Here is an 11,967-nt window from a genome sequence, read left to right as displayed (position 1 = left end):
TCCTACCGAAACCGTGGTCACCCCGATGCTGTGGGCCGCCTATGAAGGGGACTCCCTGACCAGTGCCTACGCGCCCATCGGCACCGCCGTGGGGCCGAGAAAATTGTATGTGCTGGATCAGGATCTTAATCGGGTGCCGGTCGGCGTCGCCGGGGAACTGTATATCGGCAACGAAGTGGGCCTGGCCCGGGGTTATCATCAGCGCCCGGACTTGACCGCCGAACGCTTTCTGCCGGATCCCTTCGGCGAACCCGGCGAGCGCATGTACCGCACCGGTGACCTGGTGAAGTACCGGGACGATGGCGTGATGGAATACCTGGGCCGCGTGGATCAGCAGGTGAAGATCCGCGGCTTCCGTATTGAGCTGGGCGAAATTGAAAGCCAACTGCTGGGCCATGAACAGATTCGTGAGGCCGCCGTGGTGGCGCAGCCATCGCCGACGGGGGATCGCTTGGTAGCCTACATCGTCGCACGCCCCTCTGTAGGAGCGGCGCTTGAGCCGCGAAACGAGCGCAGCGAGGCCCCATCGCTGAACGTTACCGCTATCCTCGATGACTTATCCCAATCTTTACCCGACTATATGGTGCCCAGCCAGTTGGTCGTGTTGGAAGCCTTGCCGCTGACCCCGGCAGGCAAAGTCGATCGCAAGGCGTTGCCGGCGCCGCAGTGGCAAACCGCCAGCGAAGGTGACGCACCACAGACGGATAATGAACAGACGCTGGCGACGATCTGGCAGCAACTGCTGGGCCGTGAAACCGTCAGCCGCGATGATAATTTTTTTGCGCTGGGCGGCGACTCCATTCTTGCCTTGCAGGTGGTCAGCCGAGCCCGCCAGCAAGGCTTGGCGTTAACGCCTAAGGATCTGTTCGAGCAGCCGGTGTTGAAAGCGCTGGCGGTGCAGGCAGTGAGTGCCCAGGCGTCAGTTATTTCTCAACAGCCCTTGCAGGGCGCGCTACCCCTGCTGCCCATTCAGCAGCATTTCTTTTCCCTGAATCCGCCCAGCCCCAGTCACTGGAATCAGCACCTGTGGCTGGCGCTGGATGCTCCCATGGAGCGGCCGGCGCTGGAGGCGACGCTTCAGGCCTTGTATCAACAGCACGACGCCCTGCGATTGCAATTTACCCGTGAGCAGAACGGCTGGACGCAAACCTGTTTGCCGGCGGACGCGCCGGGACATGAATTATTGTGGTGGCGACAGGCGCCGGATGATGCGTCGGTATCCGCATTGTGTGAACAGGCCCAGCAAAGCCTGAACATCGGAGCAGGGGAACTGTTCCGTGTGCTTTACGTGCAAACTCCGCAGCAGCCGGATCGATTGTTGCTGGTGATTCATCACCTGGCGGTGGATGGGGTGTCCTGGCGTATTCTGCTGGACGATTTGCTCGGTGCCTATGGGCAGGCACTGGCGGGCCAGGCGATAACCTTTCCGGAGCGTACCCACAATCTGGGCGACTGGCATCAGGCATTGCTGCAATGGTTGCAGAAAAACGGCGATGAGCGCTTGCCGTTCTGGCTGGCCCAGCAACCGGACAAGGCTTCTGCTGCCTTGCCTGCGTACGCCGAAAAGCAAAGTGCCATCTTGTCGCTGGACAAGGCGGATACCCGCCGGCTGCTACAGGATGCGCCAACCAAGCTGGGGGTTAGCGTGCCGGCACTCTTGCTGACTGCGCTCTCCCGCACCTTGAAGCCCTCATCTGTAGGAGCGGCGCTCGAGCCGCGAACCCGCTCGCGAGAAAAGTCTCTGGATGCGATTCGCGGCTCGAGCGCCGCTCCTACAGGGAATTCGCCCCTGGTTATCAATCTGGAAGGGCACGGCCGTGAAACCCGCCTGGCGCCGGGCATGGACCTGAGTCGGACGCTGGGCTGGTTTACCAGCCTGTATCCGGTATCGCTGCCGTTCTCCGACGACCCGCGCCAGCACCTGTTTGCGGTATCGCAACAATTACAGCAAATCGAACCGGATGGCGGTGTGGGCTATGGCGCTTTGCGCTTTCTTGCTGACACCCCATTGAATAACAGTCCCGATGCGCCGGTTACATTCAACTACCTGGGGCAGTACCACGACGATGCCTTGGTTCAGGGCTTTACGCCGTTGCGCGGTGGTGGCTCTGCCCAGGCGGGCGACAATCCCATGGCCTCGCCCCTGGCGATTAACGGTCAGGTGGTCGGCGGTCAGCTGGAGCTGGTCTGGGATTTTGCCTCCAGTGTGTATGACGAGCAGCAGATTGCGCATTGGTGTGGCCGTTACCGTCAGGCCTTGCAGGCATTGTTGGCTCTGGCGGATGCGCCCCGTGAAGCCTGTGCCGATCCGGCATTGGTAACGCCCCTGAACCGGACCGGGGATCTACCTGTGCTGTGGTGCCCGCATCCGGTGACGGGACGCACCACCGGTTACCAGGCCCTGGCCGCCAGCCTGGAAGGGCAGTGGCAGGTACGGGGCCTGCAATCGCGCAGTTTCCTGGAGCCTGGCTGGTTTGATCCGTCACTGAATGAAATGGCCGAACGCTATTACCGCACGGTGCGTCAGCAGCAGCCGGAAGGCCCTTACTACCTGCTGGGCTGGTCACTGGGGGGCGCCTTGTCCATGGAACTGGCCCATCGGCTGGAGCAGGCCGGTGAAACCGTGGCCTTTGTAGGCTTGCTGGATACCTATGTGCCGGGCCACGAAGTGGCGGAAGACCAGTGGTCATCGCCGCAGGCGCAGCAGACGTTACGTGAACATCTGGGCATGCTGCTGACCTCGGCGTCGTCCACGGCGCTGGATGATTGCATTGCGCGTCTGCGTGACAGCAAACCGGCGCAGTGGCCGCAGAACTTTGCGCAATGGCTGGCCACACAACCCATTGAGCCGGCGGTGGCCGATAGTGCTGCGCAGTTATTGCATGCCTGGGCGGTGGAGCAACATTTGCGGGATTTGTGTTGGGGCTATCAGCTGCCGACATTGCAAACCCCGGTACACAGTTGGTGGGCCAGTGAGCCGGCGGGCCGTGCCCGGACTCTTGAGAACGGGCTGGCCGCGTGGGTTGATTTCGCCCACAGCGACACCGTACCGGCGGATCATTTGACGATTGTGCGTGAGGCCACCTTTTTACAGAGCCTGCCGGCCCGGCTTGGGCAGAGCAAAGCTCAGCAGCCATTGACTGAAATGCCCGGCTAATCACTTTTTTTGTGCACTAGTCGTAAGGTTTGTAATCTGTATAATGCAGTTGCGAATCATTCCTATTACTGTAATTTTTACGATTGTTAGGAGAACGACCATGGGGAATCGGACCGAGAGCGGGCTGATCCGGGGGCTTAAGTGGGGCCGCAATCCGTTGGCGCTGGCGGTAGCCGCGGCACTGTCGGCGTCACCCGTCTGGGCAGACGAGCAGCAGGACGCTGATGAATTGCAGACTATCGAGGTGAATGCCGAGCAGTCAGAAGACGTGTACGGCGGAGACGACTTCGGCTATGTGGGCCAGCGAAGCCTCACTGCCACCAAGACGGATACGCCGGTGAAAGAAACGCCGCGTGCCGTTTCTATTGTTACCCGCGAGCAGATGGATGATCGCGCCTCGGTGAGCATTGCCGATGCCCTGCAGTACACGCCCAGTATTCAGGCGAACTTTTACGGCGAAGATAACAAGCAAGACTGGTTTGTTATTCGCGGTTTCAAACAGGCCAATAACGGTTTGTACCGTGATGGGACCCGGGTTTATTCCTATGGCTTTTACAGCTGGCAGCTGGATCCTTTTGCCCAGGAACGTGTAGAAATTATGCGTGGCCCGGCTTCCGTTTTGTATGGCCAGACTCCTCCGGGCGGCGTGATTAACGTTATCAGCAAGCGCCCTCAGGATTATTCCTTTGGTTCCGTGACTGCAGAATACGGTAGCTATGATCGCAAACAGCTGTCGGTGGATGTGGGCGGTGCTCCGTCGGAAGATGTGTCCTGGCGTGTTGTCGCGCTTGGTCGTGAAAACGGCACTCAGGTTGATGATCTGGAAGCCGAGCGCACCATGCTGGCACCGTCCTTGAAGCTGGGCCTGGGTGACCGGACCGAGCTGACATTGCTGGCGTCCTATCAGAAAGATGATTCCGACCCTTACCTGCAGTTCCTGCCCTCCAGCGGCACAATTTCGCCGAACCCCAATGGCAAAATCGACGATGACGTTGCCATCGGTAATCTGGATTACGAGCAGTTTGAACGTACCCAGGTTTCTTTCGGTTATCAGCTGGACCATGCGTTCAATGATTCGACCACTTTCCAGCAAAGTGCTCGCTACCAGCAAATCGATGTGGATCTGAAGCAGATGTACTCCCTGGGCTATCTGCCGGGCAGTGGTGATTCGCAGGTGATTCGTGGGCTTAGCGATGAAGATGGCGATGCCTACGGCGTTAACCTGGATAACCGTTTGATTCATACGTGGTCGATCAACAATGTGGAGCATACGTTGTTGGCCGGCATTGATTACCAAAGCTTGCACATCGACGGTAAGAGCTTTGGCAACCCGCTGATGGGCTACGAAGCGGCGCCGGGTATCTTCGCGCCGGCGACGCTGAATCCTTTTGATCCGCAGTACCGAAACGCGGATGAGTTGACCCCCGTTTCCTGTAATTTCGCCACCTTTGTGTGTACAGAGGTGACCAGCCGTCAGCGAACCACCATTGATGCTTATCAGGTCGGTGGCTATCTCCAGGACCAAATGAAGTTCGACAACAATCTGGTGCTGACTGTAGGTGCCCGTTTTGATCGGGCCAGTAGCGATATCGAGAATAAATCCACCGGCGTTGAGCAGAATATCGACAACGACAAGTGGACAGCCAATGCCGGCCTGGCCTGGTTGCTCAATGACAACCTGACTGCGTATACCAGCTACTCGCAGTTCTTCCAGCCGATTCTGCAACTGGACCAGAATGGCGACGCGGCCAAGCCGCAAGAGGGCGATCAGATCGAAGTGGGTATGAAGTTCCAGCCGGAAGGTATTGATGGTTACTTCAATGCGGCGGCATTCAAAATTACTCAGGAGAATCTGGCCTCCGGTCAAACCGGTACACCCGCGTTCCAGCAAATCGGAGAAGTGGAAAGTGAAGGCATCGAGCTGGAAGCTGTTGCCAATATCACCCCGAGCTTTAGCCTGCTGGCCAACGCTACCTGGATGGATCCGGAAATCGTTTCCGATAGCACACCGGCTGAAGAAGGTAATCGTCCGGTGAATATCGCGGATACCCTGTATTCGGCCTGGGCCAAGTACACCTTCCTGGGTGGCCCCTTGAACGGCTTCGCCATTGGTTCCGGTGTGCGTTATGTCAGTGATACCTACGGTGATAACACCGAGACCCTGAAAGTGCCGTCCTACACGGTCTGGGATGCCACTGTCAGCTACCGCTACAAGGACTTCAAGTTCCAGGTGGCGGCCAAGAACCTGGAAGACAAGCAGTACGTTGCGACCTGTGACTACTACTGCTGGTACGGCGACCGTCGCAATGTTATCGGCAGCGTGACCTATGCCTGGTAAGAGTCTTCACCGATCCATTCCGCTGCCCACCGGGCAGCGGCTGGATGTGTTCGAACAGGAGTTGGCACCGCAGTGGCGGTGCCAGTGGGACGACCAGGATCTGCTTACGGTGGAACTGACCGACGGCATCGCCCGTGTGGAGCAGCATTGTCAGGAACCGACGCAGCTTCTGCGTGCTGCCTGGGCGTTCTTTGTCTCGCAGCCGGATATGGAAGCCCTGCAGTTTGAGAGCGGTTTTAACGCTGCGTTCATGATTCAGGAAGAAAATCAGACAGCACGGCTGGAACGCGACATGTTCTGGCAGCTGCCCGGTGACTGGTTAAGCCAGGGCGATGCCTTGCCGTATCCGGTCACCATGATCATGGATGCATCCGGCCGGCGTCACCCACGACGCCGCGCCAAGCCGGCGGGGGAAGTGTACCGCCGTTTTGATACCGGTATTCAGGCGTGGGTGTCTCTGCGCACGCTGGATATTGAGGAAGACCTGCACCGTTTCATGCGCTGGCAGAACAGCGAGCGTGTGGCTGCCTTCTGGGAACAGAGCGGCACCCTGGAAGAGCATCGCGCATACCTGGAGAGCCAGGCGAAAGAATCGCGAGTGCTTAACCTGATCGGTTGCATAGATGATGAGCCCTTCGCTTACTTTGAAGCGTATTGGGCCAAGGAAGATCGCATCGCACCCTATTACGATGCACAGGATTTTGATCGCGGGATTCACATGCTGGTGGGCGAAGACCATCACCGTGGCCCGCACAAGGTAAAGGCATGGCTGAATGCGCTCTGCCATTACCTGTTTCTCGATGATTGTCGTACCACAAGGATTGTGTCCGAGCCACGCTCGGATAACGACAGGATGATTCAACACCTTCAAGCCAGGCGATTTGCCAAGCCAAAGGAGTTTGATTTTCCGCACAAGCGCGCAGCCCTGATGGTGCTGCATCGTGATGCGTTTTTTGAGCGTTGCGAGCTGAGCTGAAAATCACGGTTCGGATTTTTTCACTCTGAACCGCCATGGCGCGCTGCCCACCACTATCCGGCAGCAAGTGGCTGACTGTCCGAATTCTTCGGTGGTCGGTGTATGGATAAACCGGAGGCCGTTCGGTCTCCGCCACATTGAGGACATATCACCATGATCGTTCATTCTCAGGAATACGATGTCGTTGGTATTGGGTTTGGCCCGGCGAACCTGGCCATTGCCATTGCACTGGACGAGCAGAAAGACCTGGATGGTCTGCGTTACTGTTTCCTGGAAAAGCAGCCTCGTTTTGAATGGCACGGCGGCATGTTGCTGGAAGGTACTCGCATGCAGGTGTCATTTCTGAAAGACCTGGCGACCCTGCGCAATCCCGCCAGCCGTTTCACCTTTGTTAATTATCTGCATGACAACAATCGTCTCGATTCCTTTATCAACATGGGCACGTTTTTTCCTACCCGTGTGGAATATAACGATTACATGCGCTGGTCCGCCGATCAGTTTAAAGAGCATGTGCACTATGGTCAGGAAGTGATTGCCATTGAGCCGGTGGAGCAGGGTGGTGAAGTGGAATGGGTGCGCGTGCGTTCGCGTAATGCCGACGGTAGTGAGCAAGAGATTTTTACTCGAAACCTGGTTATCGGCATCGGTGGTTACCCGAAGATTCCGGCGGTGTTCGCCGGGAAGATGGGTGAAAACATGGTTCACTCATCGCGCTATAAACACGAATACGAGCGGTTTGCTCGCCACGAAACGCCACGTATTGCGGTGATCGGAGCAGGCCAGAGTGCCGCTGAAATTTACCTGGATCTGATGGACCAGTACCCGGATGGCAAGATGGATCTGGTCAGCCGCAGCCGGGCCCTGCACCCGGCCGATGACAGTGCTTTTGTGAACGAAATTTTCGATCCAGCGTTCACGGATACTATCTACGCCCGGCCGGAATCCGAGCGGCAGGATTTTCTCAAGCGTTTCAGCCAGACCAATTACGCGGTAGTGGATCTGGCGGAAATTGAACAGATCTACGAGCGTCTTTACCTGCAGAAAGTCACCGGCAAGATGCAGCACCGCTTCCTGTCCAACCGCGATATCGTTGGTGTGCAGAATGATGGCACCCGTGTGCTGTTGACCCTGCGCAACAAGGACACCGGCGTGGAACAGACCGAAGTCTACGATGGGGTGGTGCTGGCCACCGGTTATAACCGTAATGGCCATGAGCAGTTGCTCTCGCCCATGGCGGACTGGATGTCCGAGAAAGACGTGGAGCGTTGTTACCGTTTGCCCATGGCATCAGGCTGCCATGCCAATGTGTTCCTGCAGGGGTGTTGTGAAGAAACTCATGGCCTCAGCGACACCCTGTTGTCGATCCTGGCGGTACGCTCCCAGGAAGTGGTGGATGCGTTGATAGAACGGCAGAGCCGGCCGCTCGAAACGGCCTGTGCAAGCTGATGATTCCTGCTCTGGCCCCCTTGTTTCAAGGGGGCTTCTCTTCCTATGGCCACTTGTTACGGTTGGCCGAGCCGAACGATACGGCCATCCCGTTAACCGATCTGTTTGATGCCGGCCGGTTACGGCAGTCGTTGCATCAATTTCGCCCTGACTTGAAGGGGGAGGACGAGCGGGCACTGCTCTCCATCTGGAGTAAATACTATTTCTTGCGGCTGTTGCCGCCGGTGCTTGCGGCCAACCTGATCCTGCAACGTGAATTACCATTGTCGGTGGAGGTGCTGGCGGTTGAGGTGGATGCGCAAGGGTTGCCCGGTGTCTTCGTGTTGCCGGATGACGGACAACAACTTGTGGCAACCGCGCACCCGCTTTCCCGATTCGAGGGAATAATGCGGGATAATTTACAACCGGTTATCACTGCCTGGCAGCAGGCACTGGGGTTATCCACCCGGGTGCTGTGGAGTAATGCCAGCCGTTACATCCACTGGTTCACGGGGGAATTGAAAGGGGCCGGCTTGCCGGAGGTGCTCTGGGCGCCGGGGCGAGCGTTGCTTGATCAGCCCAGCTTTGAAAACGGTGACAGAAACCCCTTGTTTGGGGCCTACCAGGACAGGATGAACGCCAACACCGGCACTGTGATGACCGTGCGGCGCACCTGTTGTATTCGTTTTCGTTTGCCGGAGGCGGCGTTGTGTGAAGATTGCCCTCGGCTGTGTCGCAAGGGCATGGCAGCGTAAGCCGTTAACGGGGCAGGGCAATCCAGCTCAGCACACCTTGCTGCCGTTCGCGCCAGCGAAAAGGGATGGTGGCACCAAGCTTCCAGTCTGGCGACAGGGTTTTCAGCAGGGTCAGTGAGCGGGTCTCCCGGCGCTCCGCGTCATGGAAATAAAAGCGTTTTCCGGTGATCGGGTAGAGCGCCTTGAACAGGCTTTCCTTGGCGGAAAAAATCAGCGTGATGCGATTGGCGCGCTGAATATCCGATAACCCTTCCAGCTGTTCGCGTTCTTCGTGGGTCAGCAATTCCCGGCACAGACGGGCTGCCCGTTCTGCGCTGAGCCATTGCTCTGTGTCCAGCCCTACGGTCAGCCAATGGCGTGCATCGGCGACCATCACTTCAGCAATGCCCTGGCTGTGGGTAATGCTGCCCAGACTGCCAGCGGGCCATTGTGGTGCCCGGTCGGGTCCCAGGGCCGGGATACCCTTAATGCCCAGCATCGCCAGTGCTTCACGGGCGCACCATCGCCCCGCCAGATATTCGCTGCGGCGTTTGGCCACCGCCGTACTCAGGGAGGGCGGCAGGGGGATGTCTGCCTGGGCAAAGCTGTCGTCGCAGAGGCGTTCAGGGGCGTAATGACAGCCCACGCGCACCAGTCCGGTGGCGAGCTCTTCGCGGTGCAGGTGAGTCAGGCATGCGGGGTGATGGAATAATGACATGATCAGCAGATTTCCCGGTTGCCGGTACTATATCAGAGGTGCCAGCCGGAGACCCCAACTGCGGGGTAATTTGATCCTCACCGCGATGCCACAACTGCTACACTAGGCGTATACACTGGCCGTGCGTGGCTGGTCTCCTTGCCACCTTTCTTTGCCACAGGCTGCTCCCGTGACTGATGCCTCTTTTTCTTCCCTGCCGCTGTCTGCGGAACTGCTCGCCAACCTGAACACGCTGGGTTACACCACCATGACCCCGGTGCAGGCACAAAGCCTGCCATTTGTGCTCAAAGGGCATGACGTGATTGCCCAGGCCAGCACCGGCAGTGGCAAGACGGCGGCTTTCGGTCTTGGCCTGCTGCATCCATTGAATCCACGCTATTACGGTTGCCAGGCGTTGGTGCTGTGCCCCACCCGGGAGCTGGCCGATCAGGTGGCCGGGGAAATCCGCCGGCTGGCTCGTGGCCCCGGTAATATCAAGGTGCTGACCCTGTGTGGCGGGCAACCCATCGGCCCGCAGATTGGCTCGCTGGAACATGGGGCCCAGATCGTGGTGGGCACGCCGGGGCGTGTGCTCAAACATTTGAGCAAGGGCACGCTGAGCCTTGAAGGGCTGAATACACTGGTATTGGATGAAGCGGATCGCATGCTCGATATGGGGTTTTACGACAGCATTGCCGAGGTGATCCGGCAGACGCCATCACGTCGCCAGACCCTGTTGTTTTCGGCGACCTATCCGGTAGGGATCAAGCAGCTGGCGGAAACCTTCATGAACAACCCTCAGCATGTAGAAGTGGAAGTGCTCCACGATAACAGCCAGATCGAACAGCGCTACTACGAAGTAGACCCTGCTGAGCGGGAAGAGGCGGTGGCCCGTGCCATTGCCTGTTTCCGGCCGGTGTCCTGCGTGGTGTTCTGTGTGACCAAAAAACAATGTCAGGACGTGGTGAACCAGCTTTGCCGGCAGGGGATGTCGGCCATGGTGCTCAACAGTGACCTTGAACAGCGCGAGCGTGATGAGGTGCTGACGTTGTTTGCCAATCGCAGCCTGTCGGTACTGGTGGCCACGGATGTGGCAGCGCGGGGCCTGGATATCGATAACCTGGATATGGTCATCAATGCGGAACTCTCCCATGAGCCGCAGACCCATATTCACCGTGTCGGCCGCACTGGCCGTGCCGGTGAAAAAGGCCTGGCCATCAACCTGGTAGCGCCACGCGAATCCCGCCGTGCCATGGCCATTGAAGAATTGCAGGGCGCGCCCCTGAACTGGCACCCGGTGAGCAGCCTCAAACCCCGTGAAGGTGACACCTTACACCCCCCGACAATTACGTTGTGCATCGGCGCTGGCCGCAAGGACAAACTTCGCCCTGGCGATATTCTGGGTGCGCTGACCGGTGATGCGGGGATTGCCGGCAACAAGGTGGGCAAGATTACCGTCACGGATTATCAAGCCTATGTGGCTATTGATCGTGACAGCGCAGATCTGGCGTTGGAGCGATTATTGAAAGGCAAAATCAAAGGCAAAAACCGGCGCGTTAAAAAGCTGTAACCTTTCCCGAGCTGTGGCCGGAGAGTCTCTCCGGCCACTTCCTCCATGCTTGTCATTTTCCCCCGTCAGTTCACGCAGAGTACGCAAGGTTTTTTCAGAGGCGGCCAGATGTTGGTCGTCGATTCAATGAAACGTGTCTGTATGTCGCCATAACCGTTACCGGGCTTTCTGTTGTTCCCACTGTGAGGGAGGAATCCCGAACCAGCGCGAGAATGCTCTGGAAAATGCGCTCAGGTCGGCATAGCCGAGCAGGTCGGAAAGTTGGGTGACTTGCAGGGTGGAGTCCCGCAAATAACGCAGTGCCATTTTCTGTCGCGTCTCATCCAGCACGGCCTGGAAGGACGTGCCGGAATCACTGAGCCGCCGTTGCAGGGTGCGGCGGCTCATGGCCATGCACCGGGCAATGTGGTCCACGGTCACCCGTCCCTGTGGCAGCAGGTCGCGGAGCAGGTTGCTCACATAGCCGGGCAATTCCAGATCCGTGAGGTTCTGCATGGTGTCCAGATGTTCCCGGATCAAACGGTGCAGCGTCGGGTCGGCCTGGCTGAGTGGCAATTCCAGTTCCGCCGGTTTCAGGAGCAGGGCCGTGGTATCGCTGTTGAACTGGGGGGAAACGCCCAGCACTTTCTGATAGGCCGCGAGGGGCGCCTGCCGGGCGTGTTCAAGCAGCATGGGGTGGGGGTGCCAGTTTTCTCCCATCAGTGTCTGCAGCAGCTTGCGGCCAACCCCCAGTGCCAGTTCCGCGCCCTGGTTGATGCCGGGCTGGCCCGGCTCCAGCACCCGGTAGGCCAACTGGACCTGGTCACCATACGCACTGACCTCCACGTGAGCGGCGCCCATGTGCAGATGGAAGTACTGCTTGAGTTCCGTGAGGGCTTCGCCAACCGTGCGTGCGTTGTTAAGCAGGTACAAAATCGGCCCGAAGATCGATACTCCCTGACTGAGCCCCAACTTCAGGCCGAACAACGGGTCGCCGCTGCGCGCCGCACTCAGTTTCAACAGCTCCAGAAAACGCCGGTAAGACACCAGGCCCTGAAGGTTGTCCAGAGTGTTCTCCGGCAGGCCGGCAT

At 58.4% G+C, this 11,967-nt stretch carries 8 protein-coding genes; 6 read left to right on the top strand and 2 right to left on the bottom strand.

All coding sequences use genetic code 11. The features are described 5' to 3' along the window. From A3730_RS15560 to fhuF, 5 genes are all read left to right on the top strand, one after another. Window positions 1-3,157 (top strand): condensation domain-containing protein (locus A3730_RS15560; RefSeq protein ID WP_156501221.1); only part of this gene is annotated, 3,157 nt, incomplete at its 5' end. A gap of 100 nt (window positions 3,158-3,257) precedes the next feature. After that, window positions 3,258-5,495, top strand: coding sequence for a TonB-dependent siderophore receptor (locus A3730_RS15555; RefSeq protein ID WP_063521543.1), 2,238 nt, complete (start codon window positions 3,258-3,260; stop codon window positions 5,493-5,495). Continuing rightward, the gene (locus A3730_RS15550) at window positions 5,485-6,471 is read left to right on the top strand and encodes a GNAT family N-acetyltransferase (RefSeq protein ID WP_063521542.1); all 987 of its coding nucleotides are present in this window, start codon (window positions 5,485-5,487) and stop codon (window positions 6,469-6,471) included. Before A3730_RS15555 ends, A3730_RS15550 begins: the two co-directional genes overlap by 11 nt. A gap of 153 nt (window positions 6,472-6,624) precedes the next feature. Then, a complete protein-coding gene (locus tag A3730_RS15545) occupies window positions 6,625-7,917 on the top strand; it encodes a lysine N(6)-hydroxylase/L-ornithine N(5)-oxygenase family protein (protein ID WP_063521541.1) in 1,293 nt (430 codons plus the stop codon). Continuing rightward, a complete protein-coding gene (gene fhuF, locus A3730_RS15540; RefSeq protein WP_063521540.1) occupies window positions 7,917-8,651 on the top strand; it encodes a siderophore-iron reductase FhuF in 735 nt (244 codons plus the stop codon). Before A3730_RS15545 ends, fhuF begins: the two co-directional genes overlap by 1 nt. 4 nt (window positions 8,652-8,655) lie before the next feature. Here fhuF and A3730_RS15535 read toward each other — a convergent pair whose 3' ends face one another. Next, window positions 8,656-9,348: a 4'-phosphopantetheinyl transferase gene (locus A3730_RS15535; protein ID WP_063521539.1), complete on the bottom strand. Its 693-nt coding sequence runs from the start codon at window positions 9,346-9,348 to the stop codon at window positions 8,656-8,658. A 169-nt stretch (window positions 9,349-9,517) separates the two neighbouring features. Here A3730_RS15535 and dbpA point away from each other — a divergent pair, with 169 nt between their 5' ends. Continuing rightward, entirely contained in the window at window positions 9,518-10,897 is a 1,380-nt protein-coding gene (gene dbpA / locus A3730_RS15530) for an ATP-dependent RNA helicase DbpA (RefSeq protein WP_063521538.1), read from the top strand. Window positions 10,898-11,053: 156 nt separating this feature from the next. Here dbpA and A3730_RS15525 read toward each other — a convergent pair. Next, window positions 11,054-11,967, bottom strand: a 914-nt coding sequence (locus tag A3730_RS15525) for an AraC family transcriptional regulator (RefSeq protein WP_063538394.1), incomplete at its 5' end; no start/stop codon positions are given.

This window comes from Alcanivorax sp. HI0044 (assembly GCF_001634945.1).
Note: the sequence above shows the minus strand (reverse complement) of the source record. Positions and strands in the feature narration are given on the sequence as shown.

Coding starts and splice junctions, on each gene's coding strand:
- A3730_RS15555 (WP_063521543.1), top strand. CDS start 3,258: ATGGGGAATCGGACCGAGAGCGGGCTGATCCGGGGGCTTAAGTGGGGC.
- A3730_RS15545 (WP_063521541.1), top strand. CDS start 6,625: ATGATCGTTCATTCTCAGGAATACGATGTCGTTGGTATTGGGTTTGGC.
- A3730_RS15550 (WP_063521542.1), top strand. CDS start 5,485: ATGCCTGGTAAGAGTCTTCACCGATCCATTCCGCTGCCCACCGGGCAG.
- A3730_RS15535 (WP_063521539.1), bottom strand. CDS start 9,348: ATGTCATTATTCCATCACCCCGCATGCCTGACTCACCTGCACCGCGAA.
- fhuF (WP_063521540.1), top strand. CDS start 7,917: ATGATTCCTGCTCTGGCCCCCTTGTTTCAAGGGGGCTTCTCTTCCTAT.